The following is a 20651-nucleotide window of genomic DNA, read 5'->3' on the forward strand; positions in this document are numbered from 1 at the left end:
TTCAGTTTTTAATGACTATTTTTGCCGGCTCTTAAAGCAAGCTGAAAAGCGAAAAATATTGTCATGAAAAAAGTACTTAATCTCTTCGATTTTTCCCAGAAGGTCAATTACAGAACTGAAATCCTGGCCGGTTTAACAGTGGCTTTAGCCCTGATCCCGGAAGCAGTCGCATTCGCAATGATTGCAAAACTGTCTCCATTAACCGGACTTTATGCAGCTTTCGTAATGGGATTAATAACCGCAATTCTTGGTGGACGTCCCGGAATGATCTCAGGAGCAACCGGAGCTGTTGCCGTGGTGATCGTGGGACTTTCTGTTTCTCATGGTCCCGAATACATATTCGCTACCGTTGTGCTTGCAGGGATCTTACAGGTGCTCGCCGGCGTATTCAGGCTTGGAAAACTTATTCGGCTTGTTCCCCACTCGGTGATCTTCGGATTTGTAAACGGGCTTGCCATCATAATTTTCATGTCCCAGCTAACCCAGTTTAAAACGTTGAACGCTGAAGGAGAAATGGTTTGGATGACAGGAGCACCATTCTACATATTCCTTGGCCTGGTACTTATTACCATGTTTATAATTTGGGGACTCCCAAAGCTTACCAAAGTTTTTCCTTCTTCGCTTGCAGCTATCCTTGCCATATTCGGAATCGTGGTCGCGCTGGGGATCGACACCAAGAGTGTGGGTGATATGGCCTCAATAAATGGTGGCTTTCCTCCTTTTCATATCCCGATGGTACCGGTAAACTTCGAAACCTTATCCCTTATTTTCCCATATGCCCTGATCATGGCTGGGGTAGGATTGATCGAAAGTTTGCTTACTCTTAACATCGTGGACGAGATCACCGAAACCAGGGGAAGCGGCAATAAGGAGTGTGTCGCACAGGGAACTGCGAATATCTTTTCCGGATTTTTCTCAGGAATGGGCGGTTGTGCCATGCTGGGACAAAGTCTTATCAATGTTTCATCGGGAGCAAGAGCCAGATTATCAGGGATAACCGCAGCGATCATGTTACTCGTTTTTATCATGTTCGGAGCAGACCTGATTGAAAAATTACCAATGGCAGCTTTAACCGGAGTAATGGTGATGGTTGCCATAGGAACCTTTGAATGGGCAAGTCTTAAGACCTTCAATAAAATGCCAAAATCTGATGTAATCGTTATGGTTCTGGTAACCGCCGTTACAGTGATCCTTCACAACCTTGCGCTTGCAGTACTGGTAGGTGTTATCATTTCGGCTTTGGTTTTCGCCTGGGATAATGCTAAAAGAATACGCGCCAGAAAGCATATTGATGAGAACGGAGTGAAGCATTACGAGATCTACGGGCCACTTTTCTTTGGTTCAACTACCGCATTCAACAGCAAATTTGATGTCTTGAACGATCCCGAAGAGGTGATCATCGATTTTTCAGAAAGCCGCGTGGTAGATATGTCGGGGATCGAAGCCCTGAATAAACTTACCGAAAGATACCTGAAGCAGGGAAAAACACTTCATTTAAGACATCTTAGCTCCGACTGTCGTAAACTTCTGGATAATGCAGATAAGATCATTGAAGTGAACATCCTGGAAGATCCAACTTACAAAGTAGCAACAGACAGGCTTTAGTTCTAAAGACTGTTATTGTTCACTTCTATCCAGTATCCGTCTGGGTCCTGGAGATAGACCTGTTTTATTCCATCGGGACGGGTGTTGGTCTTTCCTTTTATACCGGGCCAGTTCTCGAAATGAATGTTCTTTGATTTGAGGAACTCCATAAAAGCCTCAAGGTCATCAGTGCTTAAAGCAAGGTGAAAGCCTTTTTTCTTTTCAGGCTGTTCTTCACTCTCTATGAGATGGAATTGAATTTTATCTCCAAGTTCAAACCATCGAATATGATCACCAAGACCTCCATTAGGAATTTCCCTGAGACCGAAGATCTCCCGGTAAAATTTTGCCGAAACATTAACATCTTTTACGAGCAGGGCATCGTGATCCTTTCTTAAGTTAAATGGGTTTTGAGCTGAAGATGAGTTCATAATAATTAATGTGATTATTGAAAGATAAAAGCTTTTCATTCTTTTGAAAGTTAAGGTAAACGATAGAGCACACTTCTTCAAAAAGCAAAAAGAAACTCAGTATTTATTAAATATAAGTTTAATTATACAAAATATAATTTGGTATCTATTTTTTTAATCTGTAACACTATAAAAACCTTCCTAAAAATTAGAGTTCAACCTTTAAACATTACTTAAAATATACCACAGGCACATTTAATATTCCTAACTTTCAGATGCTAAATTAAAAAAGTGTTGTATGTCTGCACTCGCCGAAGATCAATTTGAGAACATACTTTCCATTGAGAATAAATGCACCCGTTTAAATCTCAACGAGAATATATATGGGACTTTTGCAGAGATAGGCGCCGGGCAGGAAACAGTAAGACATTTCTTCAGGGCCAGGAATCCAAAAGGTACCATAGCCAAGACCCTGAGTGCCTACGATAAAGATTTTAGCGATGCCATCTATGGCCTGGATCCTCAGAATCGATATGTGACCGAGCCCAGGCTCAAAAGCATGCTCAAATATGAGACTGGTCTAATTGAAAAGCGTATCTCCAGGGTGAAGCATCCAAATAAACTGTTCTTTAGTTATGCCAATACGGTGGCCACTATAGACTGGGCTAAGAAATATAAAGGACATGGCTGGATTGGCATCCGTTTTCAGAAAAAACCGAAACAGGAATACAACGAGATCATTCTCCATGTACAGTTACATGAGAATAGCGCGTCACATCAACAAGTAAGCCTGGGGATGATGGGGGTTAACCTTATTTATGCCGCTTTCTATCAAAGCGACGATCCCCAACAGCTGATGATCCATCTTTATGACCACCTAGATAAGGATAAAATAGAAATCGACTCCATAAACTTCAGTGGTCCCGAGTTTGAAAATGTGGACAACAGGCTCATGAGCTTATATTTGGTGAGAGAGGGTATTACCGAAGCTGTTATGTTTTCTGAAGACGGTAATAATATCCTGCCTGCAAATGCTCTTTATAAAAAGAACATTTTAACCTTAAGAGGTAGTTTTAGACCTGTAACGAACCTCAACCTGGATATGTTTAAAACGGCCAGGAGATTATTTCTTGACGAAAAGGAAGTGAGAAAAGAAAATACTGTTATTATCTTCGAAATGACCCTGAACAATCTTAAGGCTGAGGGAGAAATCGATGAAAAGGATTTTCTGGACCGTGCAGATCTACTATGTGCCTCAGGGCAAACGGTAATGATCTCCAGCTTCCAGGAATATTACAAGGTTGTTGAATATTTCGCGATGCATACCAAGGAGCAACTAGGACTGGTACTGGGAGTGGACAATCTTCAGGATATTTTCAATGAGAAGTATTATAGAGGATTGAGCGGTGGTATACTGGAGGCGTTTGGCAAGCTTTTCTTTAAAAATCTGAAGGTGTATCTCTATCCTATTCTGGATGAAGAAACCGGCAAAATAACCAACAGTAAGAATTTGAAAGTCCATCCGCGTTTAAAGGAGTTATATAAGTTTTTCATCGATAACGATAAGGTGATAGATATCGAAGATTATGATGAGAAAGCCTTAAAGATACATCCGAGGAAAGTATATGAAATGATTCGTGAAGGAGATAAGAAATGGGAAGGAATGGTCCCCGGACTTACTGCGAAAATGATCAGGGAAAAGAATCTTTTCCAAAGAAAACCCTCCAAAAAATCTTCAGAAACCTCCTGATCAGGTTGAAAACTCGGTTTTTAAACCGCGATCATACATCACTATACTTCCTGCTACCGATACATTAAGACTCAAAGTAGATTTAAATTTCACCAGGTAATGAGCTTTCTCGATGGCCTGATTTGAAAGCCCGTGATCTTCAGCTCCCAGAAGATAAACACATCTTCGTGGATGTTTAAAGGTTTCAAGGGGCTCTGCATCTTTAGTAAGTTCTACTCCAACCAGCATGGCTCCTTTAGGCAAGTGATCGTAAAAATCCTCAAAGGTCTCGTAATGAAAATATGGCATGGCACCCACAGCCTTATGAGTATCACAGGCCTGCTTCGCATAGCGATTACCTATGGTAAAGATAAAGCTTGCCCCCATATTTTGGGCAGAACGCCATAAAACTCCAAGATTTTCAGGGGTTTTTCCGTTCTGTATCCCAATTCCAAAAAATCCCTGTTCAAGGTTATCTAATTTCATGGCTCAAAAATAAGCATCATATAAAAATATGGGTAAATCATCTTTATTTTCTCAACACTCAACGAATAATTACCTAAATATCAAAAACTTATAATATTTTAGAAAGACTAATCAACCATCTAATTATGAATACAATTATTCCAAACATCAATTTTTGTGCATTTCCAAGAAAAATCATGTCTTTCCTTTTAGCAGGAATTCTTCCAATTTTAATCTCCTGTAATGATGGAAAATATGAAGACAAACCGGAAGAAAAGAAAATGACCCTCAACGACAGTATTAAAAGAGGCGAATACCTAATAAAAACCATTGGGTGCCAGGATTGCCATTCCCCTAAACGAATGGGAGAAAGAGGCCCCGAGGAAATTCCTGAACTGGCTTTATCGGGCTTCAGGGCTGGAGACAGCCTGCCTCCAATGAATACTGAGGCGCTCAACAGTGGATGGATGCTGATGAATGGTCAACTCACTGCTTTTGCGGGTCCATGGGGAGTTTCTTATTCAGCAAATTTAACCTCAGATGACACAGGGATAGGGACCTGGTCTATGGAACAATTCAAAAGGGCCATGAGAGAAGGAAAGTTCAAAGGGCAGAAAAATGGCAGAATGCTTTTACCTCCAATGCCATGGCAAAATTTCGCCAATCTCAACGATGCAGATCTTGAGGCTATGTTCAAATACTTACAGAGCACCGAGCCCGTTAATAATGCAGTGCCTGCGCCGGTACCTCCCACCAAACTTGACAGCTTAAAAGCAGCATAAAGAAAGCTGTCTAGAAAGTTAATCCAGGCGTCATTACGAACGAAGTGAAGTAATCTCACCTTTGATTATCAATTATGTAAAGATTGCTTCGTTCCTCGCAATGACAGATAATTGACTTTCTAGACAGCCTTTTTATTTATTTCACTTCAAAGGTTTGTAACATTCCCTTTCCTTGTGATTCTGGCACCTCTGATATTAGTGCATACTTACCCGGTTTGAGGTCCACGGTAAAGAAACCTTTATCACCTGCCTTCATCTCCTGTACTCCGCCCAGAAATCTAAAACCTTCAGGAGCCGGAGTCTGTAAACCTTTAGGATCACTCCAGTTAACCCATTTTTCAAGTTTTGCCATATTAGCCCCCTCATCAACCCAAACAATATTCACATCATGTTGTAAATAATGTTCATGTACTTTTTGCTCGCCGTAGTTTACCTGGAAGGTCTTCTTACCGGCACTTATATTTTTGTCAAATTGAATCCCATTTGTAGCATCAATATCGATCACATAATCTGCTTCCGGTGGTTCCATTCCACTATCCGTTTCAGTTACCTGAACCTGTTCAGTCATTTGTAGAGAATGGAAAGTACCATCGGCCATTTTCACATAACATTCAATTATGTAAGTTCCCGGTTCCAGTTTAATAGTAGACTGAGCTTCAGTGCCGGGAGACAGAAGACCCACCCCTCCCGTGAATTCCACTTCCTGAAACCATTCCGGCAACTTACCAAAAGCCTGTTGCGCTTCTTCCATTTTACCTTCATTAATTAAGTCCATTCCTTCTTGGAAAGGGGGGATTACCTCTTTATGAGCATCCTCAATACCTTTTCCTTCAGGGTATTTATCGAATAGTATTAAATGAACCTCATTAGAGTTATTCTTATACCTGATGGTATTCCATCCTGAAGGCAAAGTGTCTGACGGAATGGTAAATTCCATAGATCTTGTGGTAATAGTAAAGACCCCACTGTTAGCGGAAGATTTTTTATCCGCTTTAGCTGTTTCTTCCATTTCCTTGTCTTCATCCTTATCCTTATCACTTTTACATCCTGCAACAAGACTTAATCCCATAAGGGCGACAAAGAAGAATCTGAAAATTTTCAATTTTTGAATAGACATAGTTTTCAACTTTTGGTTAGTTAGTATTATTTGTATTGGTTATCAGAAGAGTAGGGCAGGAAATAAATTTCTTAAAATTAATTCAAAACACCAAAAGGAAGAGATACTCACATTAAGAATTAGCGGGACAAACCTTAATTAATTGTCAAAAAACCAAACAACTTTGCAAATACATACGATTTTCAGAATCAGTTTATTAAATTTAAGATTCAGCTCATTTTTAAGAATAAAAAACCAACCATTGCTATGCTGGAGAAGAGCAGAATTGTTATTGAAAACATCAGACCTATTGTAAATTGTGGTGAATATGCCATTAAAAGAGTCGTCGATGAAATAGTACATGTAGAGGCTGATATTTTTGGAGACGGTCATGATATAATTCAGGCCTCCGTATTTTATAAGCATTCGAAACAACGTAACTGGAGCGAATCACGAATGAATCCTACGATAAATGATGCCTGGGAAGGATTCTTTAAAGTTGAAAACCAGGGAGATTACCAGTATTACATCCAGGGCTGGGAAGATCATGGCCTGAACTGGCGGCATGGGATCATAAAAAAAATCGAGGATGGGCAAAGAGTGACTTCAGAATTACTTGAAGGTTCAGAGATCCTGAAACGCACCTTAAAAAAATGTACAAAACCAGAAGCCGTTCTTTTAAAAAGAGCTATTTCAGCTTTTACTGATAAAGACCAGTATGAAGAAGCTGTTAATATCTGCCTGGATGAAGGTCTTGAAAAAATCCTTTTAAAATATCCACATAAGGCGGTTCCTTACCAATCTAAGAAAATGCCGGTATATGTTGACCGAAAAAAAGCACGCTTCAGCACCTGGTATGAATTCTTTCCCAGATCTGCCTCAAAGGAAGAAGAAAAGCATGGAACTTTTAAGGATTGTGAAAACATTCTTCCACGAATCGCCGAAATGGGATTCGATACACTCTACTTCCCGCCAATACATCCTATAGGAGAGGTAAACAGGAAAGGAAAGAACAATGCTACCAATGCGGGTCCAGACGATGTAGGTTCCCCATGGGGAATTGGTTCTCAAAAAGGAGGGCATAAAGATATTCATCCCGATCTGGGAAATCTTGACGATTTTAAATCACTGGTGAACAAAGCCAAAGAACTGGGGATTGAAGTGGCTATGGATTTTGCTCTCCAGGCCGCCCCGGATCACCCTTATGTTAGCGAACATCCAAACTGGTTCAGGTGGAGACCAGATGGCACTATTCAATACGCAGAGAATCCACCCAAAAAGTACCAGGATATCCTGCCTATTTATTTTGAATCGGAAGAATGGAAGAAAATGTGGAAGGAGTTCCTGGACATCGTTCTGTACTGGATAGAGGGAGCCGGTATCACCATATTCAGGGTAGACAATCCCCATACTAAACCTTTCTATTTCTGGGGCTGGCTTATTTCTGAAGTAAGAAAAAAACACCCTGACACCCTGTTCCTATCTGAAGCCTTTACCCGGCCGAAGATCATGGAACAACTGGCAAAACAGGGATTCACCCAATCTTACACCTATTTTACCTGGCGTACCGGTAAGCATGAACTAATTGAGTATGTGAACGAACTTACCAAAACCGATCTAAAGGAATATTTCAGACCTAATTTCTGGCCGAATACTCCAGATATCAACCCCTATCATCTTCAGGGGGCCAACGAGTCCATGTTTATGATCCGTTATTTCCTGGCGGCTACTTTAAGTTCAAATACGGGAATTTACGGGCCGGTATTCGAGTTCATGATCTCAGATGCAGTTCCCGGTAAGGAAGAGTATCTCGATTCTGAAAAGTACCAGATAAGGCACTGGGACTGGAATGCTGAAAATAAACTAATGAGAGTGATCACAAAGATCAATGAGGCAAGACAAACCAACCCCTCATTACAGCAAACCAACAATATCCACTTCTGCGATATCCATGATGACGGCCTCATGGCCTATTATAAATATGACCAGGAAAGGGAAAACCATACTTTAATGGTGGTAAGCCTTGATCCTTATTATCAGAAGAATGGTTCAGTAAAAGTACCCCGATACGAACTCGGGCTACACGATGGCCAATCTATAAGGGTTGAAGATCTTATAACGGGAAATTCCTATAACTGGGACCAGGAATGGTGTTATGTGGAGTTACATCCGGGAATGCCTTTCCACTTATTCAGAATCCATAAAAATTAAAAGAATGTCCAAGAAAGTACCATCAAATGTAAATACTTCAGATTTTCAGTTCAAATGCAGCTGGGATGAGGCATTTGAAGATTCAGAATTCATCAAGACCTTCAGCACGGAAATACTGGAGGACTATATTCTGAAAAAACGATGGTATGCGGGAAAATCGAGTACCCTGAAATATATCGAGGTTGTGGATCACTGCAAGATATCCTCAGAAAAAAACACCTTTCATGGAGTATTAATTGAAATAAATTTCAGTGAGGCATTTTTCCAGGATTATTTTATACCCCTAAGTTTTATAAGTGGTCCTAAAGAAAACCTTGAAACCGGAACTATTATCGCACCAGTAAGTTTTAAAGGAAAGGAAGGCCACCTCATAGACGCCATACATATTGAAGAATTCAGGTCACTGGTTTTTAATAAAATAATGGAGTCATCGGCAGATAAACCCGAAAAAAAGATCATCTTCCACAGGTCAGATACGATTCAACCTGGAAAGTATAAATCCTCTCGCTTTATGGGGGGAGAACAAAGCAATACTTCCATTATTTACAATGACCAGTATGTGATGAAGTTTTTCCGAAGGATTTATACCAGTAAGAATCCCGATTATGAGATTATCAGGTTCCTAACGGAAAAGAGTAAATTCAAGAATATACCCGCCTATGTGGGAAGTATAAATCTGGCGCTGGATGGCGGAGACACCATCACTCTGGGACTTATGCAGGATCTTATCGAAAATGAAGGAGATGCCTGGAAATATATGTTACAGGAACTAAAACTAGTATTTGCTAATCTTGAAAAGAAAAGAATAAGGGTGAACCGATTTCCTGATATTAAACTTTATCAGCGACAACCCATAAATACCATTCCGCCCGAAATAATCGACTTTGCCGGCCTGAATCTATTCCTGAAGGTCTCAAAACTGGCTCTCAGAACGGCCGAGATGCACATTGCTCTTGGTAGTGATATGCAGGATACGGCATTCACCCCTGCAAAATACAATGGGGATTACGCGGTTTGGCTGAAGAACAGGCTTATCTATATGTTCCAGAATCGCCTGAACACCATAGAAAACAACATGCACAAACTTGAGGGAGAAGCTCTTGAACTGGCAAAGGAGTTTCTGGATAGAAAAAAGGAGATCCGGGAGCACTTCCTTAATTTCAACTGGACCAGGATGAAGAGTGAAAGGATAAGGATACATGGAGATTATCACCTGGGACAGGTTCTGGTTCATGATGATGATTTCTATTTGCTGGATTTTGAAGGTGAGCCAGAAAGCACCATCCAGGACAGAAAGGTTAAACAACCCCCACTTAAAGACGTGGCCGGGATGTTCCGGTCTTTCCATTACGCGATCTATTCTACCATCTTTAACAGTGATGAAAATTTCTCTACTTCACAGGAAGACCTGTTCAAGGCCGGGGAGATATTATACAAGTACATGATCGGGGTATTTATGGAAACCTATGTTCACAAAGTGCAGGCAGAAAATCTTAACATAGGATATAAGCAGGAAATCGAATTTTTACTCGATTATTGCCTGTTGGAAAAAGCCGTTTATGAGTTAGGTTATGAACTCAATTCGAGGCCCCGCTGGACTATTATTCCTTTAAGAGGAATAGCCAGCATATTAAAACACAAGAAAAACTAGCAACCCATTATGAAAAAAGAAGTACAGGTACACTCTTTATTTTCAGATTTCGATATTTCACTCTTTAGAGCCGGTAAACATTTCAGGCTCTATGAAAAATTTGGCGCTCATCTAACGGAAGTGGATGGCGAAAAAGGAGTCTATTTCGCCGTTTGGGCACCATCTGCAAAATCGGTTTCAGTGATAGGCGATTTCAATTACTGGCTGGAGGGCGAACATCCCCTGAATGTTAGATGGGATGGCAGCGGAATCTGGGAAGGCTTTATTCCCGGTGTTGAGAAGGGAGCAAAATACAAGTATAAGATACAGTCACATCATAATGACCAGGTTCTGGAGAAAGCCGATCCATATGCCCTGAGTTGTGAACACCCGCCAAATACCGCATCTATTGTATGGGATCTGGACTATAAGTGGAAAGACAAGAAATATATGGCTTCCAGAAAGGATAAAAATTCCCTGGATCAGCCTTTTTCCATCTACGAGGTTCACCTTGGCTCATGGCGTAAGAACATGGACGAAAAGCGTTCGCTCACCTATACCGAGATGGCAGATGAACTTGTAAGCTATGTAAAGGAATTGGGCTTTACTCATGTAGAGTTCATGCCTATTATGGAATATCCTTACGATCCTTCATGGGGATATCAGCTTACGGGATATTTCGCTCCTACTTCCCGCTTTGGCAATCCTCAGGAATTCATGCATCTTATGGATGCATTTCACAAAGAAGGAATAGGAGTTATACTTGACTGGGTTCCCTCCCACTTCCCCGAAGATAAACATGGCCTGGGCCAATTTGATGGTTCTCATCTTTATGAACATCCCGATCCCAGAAAGGGTTATCATCCAGACTGGAAAAGCCTGATCTTTAACTACGGAAGGAATGAAGTAAGATCTTTTCTTATAAGCAACGCGGTCTTCTGGCTTGACAAGTATCATGTGGACGGATTAAGGGTAGATGCTGTAGCCTCCATGTTGTATCTTGATTACTCAAGAGAAGATGGTGAATGGGAGCCCAATGAACATGGCGGCAGGGAGAACCTGGACGCGATCAGTTTTCTGAGAGAGCTTAATAAGGAAGTATATAGCAGTTTTGAGGGAGTACAGACCATCGCTGAAGAGTCTACCTCCTTCCCAATGGTCTCACGACCTGTTGATCTTGGCGGGCTTGGCTTCGGAATGAAATGGATGATGGGATGGATGCACGATACTCTGGAATATTTCAAAAAAGATCCTATTTACAGGCAATATCATCAGAATGATATCACCTTTAGTATGACCTATACCTTTACCGAGAATTTTGCGCTTCCACTAAGCCATGATGAAGTGGTGTATGGCAAGCATTCCCTTCTTGGAAGGATGCCCGGTGATGAGTGGCAAAGATTTGCCAATCTCCGCCTTCTGTATTCCTATATGTTCACGCATCCCGGCGCAAAGCTTTTATTTATGGGAGCTGAAATTGGCCAGTATGAAGAATGGAATTATAACACCAGTCTGGACTGGCATCTCCTGCAATATGATTACCACAAAGGAATTAAGGCACTGCTTACCGATCTGAATAAATTATATAAAAAGCAACCGGCTTTACACCAAAAACAGTTCAGTGCTGAAGGTTTTGAATGGATCGCTTATGATGATCACAAAAATTCAGTATTAAGCTTTATTCGAAAGGGAGAAGATCCAAAAGATTCACTGATCATAGTCTGCAATTTCACGCCCAGTGTTCTTACAGATTATACTATAGGTCTTCCGACCTCGGGAAAATTAAAAGAGATCTTTAACTCAGATGATAAGAAATATGAGGGCTCAGGAATTAAGAACAAAAGCCTGAAAATTCAAAAAGAAACTTTTCACGGAAGGGACTATTCCAGCAAAATTACGATCCCTCCACTGGGTACGCTTGTTTTTCAAATTTTATGAACAAGTTTGTAATTATTCAGCTGAAAAAGCTTCTTTTGTAACTTTCTAAAAAGATTGCAAGACTATGATTACCAATACAGAACTAGAACATAAGGGGAATCTATACCCCGCTGGCTTAATATCATTCGAACACGATCAGGACACCATAAATTTTATCTCCAAAAATGGCGTTCGGCTTCAAATTACCGTGCTGCGGGACAACATGCTCCGGTTTCGATATGCTACCAACGGTATTTTCGAGAATGACTTTTCATACGCGGTAGATGAGAATCATCCTCATGGCTTTAACCAGCTTAATATTGAAGATACTGAGACCCATGTAATAATTACAACAGAAAAATTCCAGTGCAAGGTTGCAAAAGATGATCTCAGAGTGGGAATGTATGAACTTGACGGGCGGCCGATCCTGGAAGACGAACTGGGTTTTCACTGGGAAGAAAGCTTTGAATATGGTGGCAATTTCGTGAAGATGAGTAAATCTTCCAGAGATCAGGAAAATTTCTTCGGGCTCGGGGATAAACCCACCAACTTCAACCTCAAAGGAAAGAGGATGAGCCTCTGGAACACCGACCAGTACGCCTATGGCAAGGACACTGTTGAGCTATACAAAGCGGTGCCTTTCTATATGGGCCTGCATAGCAATCTTTGCTATGGGATATTCTTCGATAATACATTCAAAACACATTTCGATTTTTGTCACGAAAGAAGAAATGTTACAAGTTTCTGGGCCGATGGCGGCGAAATGAACTATTATTTCATTTATGGGCCACAAATGCCAGATGTACTTACAACATATACCGATCTCACTGGTAAGCCAGAATTACCTCCAATGTGGGCACTTGGTTTCCATCAGTGTAAATGGAGCTATTATCCCGAAAGCAAGGTAAAGGAGATCGCTTCAAAGTTCAGGGAGCTTGATTTCCCTTGCGATGCCATTTATCTCGACATAGACTATATGGATGGTTTTCGCTGTTTCACCTGGAATAAAGAATATTTCCCCGACCCTAAACGCATGGTAAAGGAACTGGAGGAAGATGGTTTCAAGACAGTGGCGATCATAGATCCGGGTATAAAAATAGACCTGAATTACAGCGTTTTTAAAGAAGGCCTGGAAAATGATTATTTCTGCCGAAGGGCTGACGGCCCTTACATGAGAGGAAAAGTATGGCCTGGAGAATGTTACTTCCCCGATTTTACCAATCCCGAAGTCAGGGAATGGTGGAGCGGATTATATCGTGAGCTTATCGGTGAAATTGGAGTAAAAGGTGTTTGGAACGATATGAATGAACCGGCGGTAATGGAAGTTCCGGGAAAAACATTCCCGTTTGATGTTCGTCACGATTATGACGGTCATCCCTGCAGCCATCGTAAAGCACATAATGTTTACGGAATGCAGATGGCCCGATCTACCTACGAAGGGGTCAAGAAATTCAATTTCCCGAAACGCCCATTTATCATCACAAGAGCTAACTATTCAGGCGGGCAGAGATATACTTCAACCTGGACAGGAGACAATATCGCTACCTGGGAACACCTATGGTTGGCAAACGTTCAGATTCAGCGACTGTGTATGAGTGGGATGAGTTTCGCAGGATCGGATATCGGTGGATTTGCAGAACAACCTTCCGGTGAATTATACACCAGGTGGTTGCAACTGGGAATATTCCATCCTTTTTGCAGGGTACACTCATCTGGAGATCATGGAGAGCAGGAGCCATGGTTCTTTGGTGAAGAAGTACTTGAGATAACAAAAAAATATGTAGAGTTAAGATACCAGTTGCTTCCTTATCTATACACCACTTTCTATAAATATGTATCTGAAGGATTACCAATTCTAAAACCCTTGGTATACCATGATCAGGAAGATGTTCAGACCCATTACAGGTCTGATGAATTTATCTTTGGAAACCACTTTCTTGTATGTCCCGTACAGGAGCCAAACGTACAGGGTCGTAGAATGTATATCCCAAGAGGCAGATGGTACAACTTGTGGACTGACAAACCGGTTTCCGGCGGTCGTGAAATGTGGGTGGATGCTCCACTGGAAACTATTCCTGTTTTTATCAAAGAAGGTGCTATTATTCCAAAATATCCAGTACAACAATACGTAGGCGAAAAGAAGATAGACCAGATGACGTTGGATATCTATTATAAATTAGGAAAGGAAAATTCAGAGTTCTATGAAGATGCGCATGACGGATATGAGTATCGCCAGGGGATCTTTAGCCTGCGTAATTTCAAACTTACCGGAAAGGCCGACGAGATAATCCTGCAACAGCACAAGAGTGGTAAATATTCTGCTCCTTACACTACCTTCAAATTGAAGTTCCATGGACTTCCTTTTGAGATCAAAAAAGCATTTTTCGAAAATGAAGAAGTTTCCCTGAAAGAGCTTCAATTTGATAAAGATGAAAACACAATGATAGTGAATAAGGACTTCAGCGAAATTCACCTGGTAGGTTAAGCATTTCAAAAACAATTAGCCTGGCTGAAATTGAATTTCAACCAGGCTAATTTCTTTCAGGGCAAAAGATCAAATAGGTTTCTCGATAGAATCGCTCAAGTTATAGCCATAGAATTTTTTAAAAGAACTATAGAAAAGCTTGGGACTTGAAAAGCCCGATCTGTAAGCGACTTCCATCGCGTTATACTCACCGCTATCCAGCATTTTTCTCGCATAATTAAGCCTTGTAAATTCCATGAAATCCTGAGGGGAAAGATCTACAAGACCCTTCAGCTTCATGAAAAGAGCATTACTGCTAATTCCAATTTTTCCGCTTAAATCGTGGACAGTAAAATTTTCATTACTAATATTCTGAATAATGATTTCTGTAAGGTTGGAAATGAACCTTTCATCACTCTCACTTCTGTATTTTACAGCCGAAGTATCATTATGCGATTGTACATATGAAGTTCTCAACTCCTTCTGCCATAGCAGAATCTTGGTCAACTGTGACAATAACTGCTTTATGTCTAAAGGCTTTTTCACTATCTGTGTAAGTCCGTCAAGCTGTTCTTTTGCAAACTTGTGTCCTTCGTCTGCCACTACGATAAGATTGATATGATTAAGACCTACATTCCTTTTCAGCATTTTCGCAAGCTGGAACACATTCATATCGGGCAGAACGGTTGCCGAAATAATGATATCGGGAAAGATCATTCCTGCCTTTTCCAATCCTTCTTCGGCAGTTTCGGCCTGATATATCTGGCAGTATTTCCCGATGTTTCTCCCCAGCAACTCCCTGGTCTCCTTGTCATTTTCAATGATAAGGATCTTACTCTCACTTAAATTCTTAAGCTCTGCCGGAATACTTGTCTTAGGCTGGTCTTTTGACTTTTCAGCTTTAAAGATAGCTGCAGCCCTTTCCGGAACCTTACGGTAATCTTCACTTCGGTTCTTTAGAATCGCAGTGAATGTTGAACCTTCATTCTTTTCGGTCTCATAACTAAAACTGCCTCCCGAACGGGAAATAAGCTCTTTGGCCTTCAGAATATATGTTAATCCGCCCCTGTCTCTCAATCTCATTTTGGGGTCTGAATACTTATTTTTCTCCAGCACTCTTATGTCATGGATCGGGATGCCACGTCCATTATCTGTTATTTGTAACTTAAGATCTCCAACACTGGTTTCGATAAGATTCACAATGATCTTGCCTCCCTTAAAAGAATAACCGGCACTACCCGAAATAAGGCTGAAGAATATCTTATCCAGCATTTCCATATTGTAATAGAACTCCCCTTCACCCCACTGGTCGTTAATGATCATTTCGAGTTCTTTTGTCTTGTAAACCGGTTCTATATCTTTTACCACCTGCGGAAGATGCTTCTTAAGGTTGATTTTAGATATCTCATATACAGATTCCTGATAATTGAAATTTAGTATCTGGTGAAAGAGATCGTCAAACCTCGCCGCGAATCGCTGCAGGTCTTCTACGCTTTCCGCATCGGCCTTGGCCGAGATCTTGCTTAAAGACTGTACAGCGCTCTCAACAGGCTTTTTGAATTCCTTTTTCAGCTGATCCCTAAGCTCAGCTCTCGCAATAAGATCGGCACTTCTGGACCTTCTGCTGAACACAAATATGAAGATGGCCACCATTGCCAGAACACTAATTCCCATGAACACGTATACCGTACTAATGGTCGCGGGGGCGGCTTCAACATTGATTGCCAGTTCCTGAGGGCTTGTCCAGCCAGAATCTTTAAGTTTCGAGCGGACTTTAAAGACATAATTTCCCGGTGGCAGTCCTGAATAGCCAGCCTTGCTCACCGGCGAAGCTTTGGTCCATTCCTTATCCAGGCCTTCCAGTTTCCAGGAATACAAAATTCCCTCCGGATCCAAATGAGAGATCCCTTCAAAACTTATTTGAAATCCTGTACCTTCTTTTACTTTCAGATCATTAATTCCGGCCAGTTGCAGTTCCTGTGTCTTTCCATCCTTATCTGGCCTGAGAAAGTTTTTAAGTTCCAGGCGTGGTTTGAACTCGGTTTGGGCAAGCATTGTTTTAGGCTTAAAGATATTAATGCCCTTGGAGCTACCCAGTGCATAGCTGCCATTTCCGAGCTTCACAAAACCGGTGGTAAGTTCATTGGTGCTAAGTCCGTTTAATTCAGAAAATATCTTAAACTCATCACCATTATAAAATGCCATTCCCTTATCGGTCGCTATCCATATATTATCATCAGCCAGCCATTCAAAACCGGTTATATTATTTGAAGGAAGCCCATTTTCTTCATTCAGTCTCTTCAGAATCTCATCTTCAAAATCATAAACAAGCAGCCCGGCACCTTCAGTAGCAAAAAGACCGAGTCCTGTTTGGGTAATTGAAAGGTCATTGATCGAATAATACAGAAGGTCCTCATCAGCAGTAAGAGTCTCCAGGTCGTTTATCCTCCCAGTTCTGGGATCGAGCGAATGAACTCTTGTTCTGGTAGCCACAATAAGTTGTCTTGGCCCCAGTTCGGCAATAGCCTGAACATCTTTAATAGGATAATCCTTGATTTGATTGTCTCTTTTTATCACGGTTAAATAACCATCTTCCCCACCTATCCAGACATTTTTTTCGGCATCGATAAAAAGACTTTTCGCGGCCTGAATCTTTGTTTTGTATAACGCATCTACCGAATAATGGGCTCTTAAAAGCGTGTTTATATTGATCTTGTAGACCCCGTCTTTAGATGTGGCTACCCACATATGTTCATCTACAGCAGCAAGATCTGTAATATCATCAGGCGCGTTCATATGCCGGCTATAATTGAGGTTTTCGATATGTCTCCAGCGGTCGGTTTCAGAATTCCAGATACTGATCCCTTTTCCTGTTCCAAACCATATATTTCCCTGCGAGTCTTTTTCTTCTGCCGTAACAAAGTCATCGGCCAGGCTGGAATATCTTGCCGCATCATTCTGAAGCTTTTCTACAGCAAAGCCAGAGAAATTCTGAATAAAAAGTCCCTCCTTGGCAACGATCCAGAAAAGGTTTTGATGGTTAAGGAAACTCCCATAGACATTTTGAGGATATATGTTAGTCTCTTCCTGAACCAGTTCCAGTTTTTTGTTCAGGCGAATTATGCCAGCTCCATTAGTAGAAACTATGATCTCATCATTGAATTCCTGAAGAGCTGTAATCTCCTTTTGCGCAATATTGTAGGGAATTGAATAAAGCTTTTGAATATTCTTAAAGTCTCTATCGGTTTTATACAGACCCTGACGCAGGGTCCCAAATATCACCATATCATTAAGGGCTAAGACACTGGTGATATGAAGATTCTGATAATACCCCATATCGATCTTTTCAAACTTCCCGGATCGGCGATCTATAGTTAATATCCCATTAGGCCCAGCAAACACCACCAAATTTCCAAAGAGTACCACATCTGCAGCTACCGTATTTTCTGAAAGGAAACGTGAGATCCCGTAATCCTTTTTTGGGGAATCAACTTTAAGCTTAAAGATTCCATTTTCAGCGGCTATCCATAATTGTTTTCCGGAATCCTCGCGCAAAGCGTAGATTCTTCCAGTAACATCACTTACAAATTTGAAGCTGTCATTTTCAGGATGGCGAATAGCGAGTCCCTGGTTACCGGCAAGCCAGGTTTGATCTTCAGAATCGGAATATGTAGCTATGAATTCATCGCCAATTTCGCGTGGAATCCCACGAAATTTATTAAAGTCGACAACCTTAACTGAATTGTACTTTAAGACCTTAACAGGAGTAGTGATCCAAAGGTCATCTTTAGAATCCTGCTGGATGTGTACCTCCGCAGCCCTTATAAAAGGATCGATGGCCTTTACTCTTTTAACTGAACCTGCATCCTGCCCGATAAGCCTACCGGTAATTCCCAAAACCAACAAAAGGGAATACAGAATTTTAAATTTAAAATGCCCCAAATCTCAAATTTTAAATAATGTAAACTGGGATAATTTAGGAATTATCAGACTTATAAAGCCCTGTTTTCTAAAGTTTTGAAAGGGATTTATTAAGAGGATATTAACAATGCATGACACATAAAATCAGACATCTCATTGAATGAAATTTTCGTATATTTTAAATCCTATTAAAATAATATCATGAGATTGAGAAAAAATATAATCGTATTCCCTTTTATCCTGTTCTTATTTTTAACGGTAAATGGCCAAAAAGTTAACTCAGGAATTATCACAGGATCCGGCGATCACAATAACCGGTACCTGGATATGTTCCAGGATTTTAAAAAGAAAATTAACACCCCCATTCCTTTGAGTGAAATGGATGGAAGCCCCTACCTGAAAGAAGAATTCATAAAAGGACAGATTTTTCAGGCAGATAGTAGTTTGGGAGCATATTTCCTTAGATATAATATTTATAATGACGTTATGGAGGTTTTAACCCAGGATGATAAAATAATGGAATTGCGTAAATCCCCCTCATTAAAGGTTTTTATAAATAATAAAAGATTTAAAGTGCTGCCATATTTAAATTCAGAAAAGAAAATAGAACAGGCCTATTTTGAAATTATGGAAGATGGAAAAAGAATCGACTTACTTAAAAAGCACTCCTGTACATATATCCCCGGTGAAAGGGCTAAAACCAGTTTTCATGTTGAAAAAAAGCCGGAGCTGGAATCCTCAATAGACTATTATCTATTTTTTAATAATGAAAACCTGCCTTCAAAGATTGAAAGATTAAACGAACGAAATATTATCAAACAATTAGGGATAGATAAAAAGGAAATCATGAATTTGGTTAAAAGGAATGATTTAAATTTAAGAGATATTGAAGATGTCAATAAATTAGTAACACTTATCAATAGTACTTCCTAGAATCATATAAAAAAGGCTAATCGTTATACAAACGCATAGCCGACTAGCCTTTCTGCTATCCTATAGAAGGATAACAACGTTTAAAGTTACGAAGTAAAATTTCTAAATCCTATCCTTAGGATTTTATTGACGAAAAATACGGGATTTCCCCTATTCCTGTCATTTATTTTCACCTCCTTTATCCTGGTTTTTATTTTTTCCACTGTTAATCATACTATGCACAGTAAGCATCAGACCAATACAAACCAGGCCAAAAAACATGATCATTCCTGTGCCCAGGTTCCAGTTTACGAGGGGTATTAATAAATTTAAAAGCATAATCTACGAGGTTAGTGGTTTATAATTTAATTTGTTGGTTGGCATTCATAATTAGCAGAAATCTTTTCTCCCTGCTGTTTTGGCGAGAGATATGGTATACCGAGCCCCAGACCCCTTATTATAAACATTACCGCAATTATCCCTAGAAATAAGGGAATCATACGGCGGATATATTTTCTCACGTTCACTGAGATAAAATTCCCTATCCAGATTGCTCCCGTCATCAAAGGAATGGTACCCAATCCAAACAACATCATATATAAGGCTCCGTTAGCTGCATTTCCGCTCGCTATAGCTCCAAAAACAGCCATATAAACCAGTCCGCAGGGTAGAAATCCGTTTAAAAAGCCAACGCTAAAAAAAGTATCCAGACGTTTTTTCCTTAATTCCCTTCCAAGCGAATTCTTGAGTTTTCCTACGGACTTCATCCAGATAGCCGATAGTTTATTTCCACCTAATTTCCGGGAAGGAACCATGAGAAATACTAGCATTAAAACTCCGATGATTATGGACAACTGCTGCTGCAAGCCGAACAGAGAAAGGCTCTTACCTACCAGGCCAAAGGCAACACCAATGATCGAATAGGACGTTATCCTTCCAAGATGATATAACATGATCTGCAGGAATTTACGGATGCTGTTTTGCCTGTCTACAGGCAACAGGAAAGCTATAGGTCCGCACATGCCCATACAGTGGAAACTTCCTAACAATCCGAATATCAACGCAGATACCAACATTTAAAAAATGATCTCCTTTTTAAATAAAAATTCCTTTCCCTCAGAGTTCCAGCTTACACTCACATTCCACCGGCCTTCAACCAGTTTATCCTCAGGAATTAGATATTCCCTGGTATTTACCTCAGAAAGCGGGATCTCGAAATCAAGTGCTTTATTAGAAGGGCGGTAGAGAGAAATCACTCCTTCCATTTCTTGTGTTAACATGTTTTCGGGAAAAATTAATAACAGTTTTCCATTATCATTTTTAAGGCTGATATTTTCCTCCATACCAAGAGCATTTCTTTCAGCATCAATATCCTGCTGGTAGTGAAGCTCGGCTTTATAATAATCCTCAACCACGAGGTCGTGATCGTAATCCTTACTGCTCATCATGGTCACCACAAAATACATGATGAAAGAGATAAAAGCGAGCATCCCAATAACCAGTCCTGTTCCCCAATTGATCTTCATAATC

The 20651-nt window shown here is 40.5% G+C and carries 15 protein-coding genes; 8 read left to right on the forward strand and 7 right to left on the reverse strand.

Annotation, left to right across the window (positions count from 1 at the left end; genetic code table 11):
• Positions 1-63 precede the first annotated feature (63 nt).
• Positions 64-1605 (forward strand): SulP family inorganic anion transporter, encoded by a 1542-nt coding sequence (locus NE848_RS07785; protein ID WP_252112185.1) that lies wholly within the window; start codon positions 64-66, stop codon positions 1603-1605.
• Between the two features lie 2 nt (positions 1606-1607).
• Here the strand turns inward: NE848_RS07785 and NE848_RS07790 are convergent, their stop codons facing one another.
• The gene (locus NE848_RS07790; RefSeq protein WP_252112187.1) at positions 1608-2015 is read right to left on the reverse strand and encodes a VOC family protein; all 408 of its coding nucleotides are present in this window, start codon (positions 2013-2015) and stop codon (positions 1608-1610) included.
• 277 nt (positions 2016-2292) lie between these two features.
• On the opposite strand from NE848_RS07790, the gene NE848_RS07795 reads away from it, so the two are divergent.
• Positions 2293-3744: a TonB-dependent receptor gene (locus NE848_RS07795; protein ID WP_252112189.1), complete on the forward strand. Its 1452-nt coding sequence runs from the start codon at positions 2293-2295 to the stop codon at positions 3742-3744.
• Here NE848_RS07795 and NE848_RS07800 read toward each other — a convergent pair whose 3' ends face one another.
• Positions 3745-4209 (reverse strand): RNA methyltransferase, encoded by a 465-nt coding sequence (locus tag NE848_RS07800; protein ID WP_252112191.1) that lies wholly within the window; start codon positions 4207-4209, stop codon positions 3745-3747.
• A gap of 176 nt (positions 4210-4385) precedes the next feature.
• On the opposite strand from NE848_RS07800, the gene NE848_RS07805 reads away from it, so the two are divergent.
• On the forward strand, positions 4386-4970 hold the full coding sequence (locus NE848_RS07805) for a c-type cytochrome (protein ID WP_252112193.1): 585 nt from the start codon (positions 4386-4388) through the stop codon (positions 4968-4970).
• A 136-nt stretch (positions 4971-5106) separates the two neighbouring features.
• Here the strand turns inward: NE848_RS07805 and NE848_RS07810 are convergent, their stop codons facing one another.
• Positions 5107-6087: a hypothetical protein gene (locus NE848_RS07810; RefSeq protein WP_252112195.1), complete on the reverse strand. Its 981-nt coding sequence runs from the start codon at positions 6085-6087 to the stop codon at positions 5107-5109.
• 246 nt (positions 6088-6333) lie between these two features.
• On the opposite strand from NE848_RS07810, the gene NE848_RS07815 reads away from it, so the two are divergent.
• The 4 genes from NE848_RS07815 to NE848_RS07830 all read left to right on the forward strand — a co-directional run bounded on the left by NE848_RS07815 (position 6334) and on the right by NE848_RS07830 (position 14309).
• The gene (locus NE848_RS07815) at positions 6334-8277 is read left to right on the forward strand and encodes an alpha-1,4-glucan--maltose-1-phosphate maltosyltransferase (protein ID WP_252112197.1); all 1944 of its coding nucleotides are present in this window, start codon (positions 6334-6336) and stop codon (positions 8275-8277) included.
• A 4-nt stretch (positions 8278-8281) separates the two neighbouring features.
• On the forward strand, positions 8282-9928 hold the full coding sequence (locus NE848_RS07820; RefSeq protein ID WP_252112199.1) for a maltokinase N-terminal cap-like domain-containing protein: 1647 nt from the start codon (positions 8282-8284) through the stop codon (positions 9926-9928).
• Between the two features lie 9 nt (positions 9929-9937).
• Positions 9938-11845 (forward strand): 1,4-alpha-glucan branching protein GlgB, encoded by a 1908-nt coding sequence (gene glgB / locus NE848_RS07825; RefSeq protein ID WP_252112201.1) that lies wholly within the window; start codon positions 9938-9940, stop codon positions 11843-11845.
• A 64-nt stretch (positions 11846-11909) separates the two neighbouring features.
• The gene (locus NE848_RS07830) at positions 11910-14309 is read left to right on the forward strand and encodes a glycoside hydrolase family 31 protein (protein ID WP_252112203.1); all 2400 of its coding nucleotides are present in this window, start codon (positions 11910-11912) and stop codon (positions 14307-14309) included.
• 69 nt (positions 14310-14378) lie between these two features.
• Here the strand turns inward: NE848_RS07830 and NE848_RS07835 are convergent, their stop codons facing one another.
• Positions 14379-18230: a triple tyrosine motif-containing protein gene (locus NE848_RS07835; protein ID WP_252112205.1), complete on the reverse strand. Its 3852-nt coding sequence runs from the start codon at positions 18228-18230 to the stop codon at positions 14379-14381.
• A gap of 180 nt (positions 18231-18410) precedes the next feature.
• Between NE848_RS07835 and NE848_RS07840 the strand changes: the two genes are divergently transcribed.
• Entirely contained in the window at positions 18411-19142 is a 732-nt protein-coding gene (locus NE848_RS07840; protein ID WP_252112207.1) for a hypothetical protein, read from the forward strand.
• A gap of 159 nt (positions 19143-19301) precedes the next feature.
• On the opposite strand, the gene NE848_RS07845 is transcribed toward NE848_RS07840, so the two are convergent.
• The 3 genes from NE848_RS07845 to NE848_RS07855 are packed head-to-tail and all read right to left on the reverse strand — an operon-like array spanning position 19302 to position 20647.
• Positions 19302-19460 (reverse strand): hypothetical protein, encoded by a 159-nt coding sequence (locus NE848_RS07845; RefSeq protein WP_252112209.1) that lies wholly within the window; start codon positions 19458-19460, stop codon positions 19302-19304.
• 26 nt (positions 19461-19486) lie between these two features.
• Positions 19487-20197 (reverse strand): sulfite exporter TauE/SafE family protein, encoded by a 711-nt coding sequence (locus tag NE848_RS07850; protein WP_252112211.1) that lies wholly within the window; start codon positions 20195-20197, stop codon positions 19487-19489.
• On the reverse strand, positions 20198-20647 hold the full coding sequence (locus tag NE848_RS07855; protein ID WP_252112213.1) for a FixH family protein: 450 nt from the start codon (positions 20645-20647) through the stop codon (positions 20198-20200).
• Positions 20648-20651: the final 4 nt, after the last annotated feature.

The sequence above is a fragment of the Gramella jeungdoensis genome (assembly GCF_023805255.1).
Classification (GTDB): Bacteria; Bacteroidota; Bacteroidia; order Flavobacteriales; family Flavobacteriaceae; genus Christiangramia; species Christiangramia jeungdoensis.

Excerpts from the sequence above, each read along its gene's own strand:
- NE848_RS07785 (WP_252112185.1), top strand. The coding sequence starts at position 64 with ATGAAAAAAGTACTTAATCTCTTCGATTTTTCCCAGAAGGTCAATTAC.
- NE848_RS07790 (WP_252112187.1), bottom strand. The coding sequence starts at position 2,015 with ATGAACTCATCTTCAGCTCAAAACCCATTTAACTTAAGAAAGGATCAC.
- NE848_RS07795 (WP_252112189.1), top strand. The coding sequence starts at position 2,293 with ATGTCTGCACTCGCCGAAGATCAATTTGAGAACATACTTTCCATTGAG.
- NE848_RS07800 (WP_252112191.1), bottom strand. The coding sequence starts at position 4,209 with ATGAAATTAGATAACCTTGAACAGGGATTTTTTGGAATTGGGATACAG.
- NE848_RS07805 (WP_252112193.1), top strand. The coding sequence starts at position 4,386 with ATGTCTTTCCTTTTAGCAGGAATTCTTCCAATTTTAATCTCCTGTAAT.
- NE848_RS07810 (WP_252112195.1), bottom strand. The coding sequence starts at position 6,087 with ATGTCTATTCAAAAATTGAAAATTTTCAGATTCTTCTTTGTCGCCCTT.
- NE848_RS07815 (WP_252112197.1), top strand. The coding sequence starts at position 6,334 with ATGCTGGAGAAGAGCAGAATTGTTATTGAAAACATCAGACCTATTGTA.
- NE848_RS07820 (WP_252112199.1), top strand. The coding sequence starts at position 8,282 with ATGTCCAAGAAAGTACCATCAAATGTAAATACTTCAGATTTTCAGTTC.
- glgB (WP_252112201.1), top strand. The coding sequence starts at position 9,938 with ATGAAAAAAGAAGTACAGGTACACTCTTTATTTTCAGATTTCGATATT.
- NE848_RS07830 (WP_252112203.1), top strand. The coding sequence starts at position 11,910 with ATGATTACCAATACAGAACTAGAACATAAGGGGAATCTATACCCCGCT.
- NE848_RS07840 (WP_252112207.1), top strand. The coding sequence starts at position 18,411 with ATGAGATTGAGAAAAAATATAATCGTATTCCCTTTTATCCTGTTCTTA.
- NE848_RS07845 (WP_252112209.1), bottom strand. The coding sequence starts at position 19,460 with ATGCTTTTAAATTTATTAATACCCCTCGTAAACTGGAACCTGGGCACA.
- NE848_RS07850 (WP_252112211.1), bottom strand. The coding sequence starts at position 20,197 with ATGTTGGTATCTGCGTTGATATTCGGATTGTTAGGAAGTTTCCACTGT.
- NE848_RS07855 (WP_252112213.1), bottom strand. The coding sequence starts at position 20,647 with ATGAAGATCAATTGGGGAACAGGACTGGTTATTGGGATGCTCGCTTTT.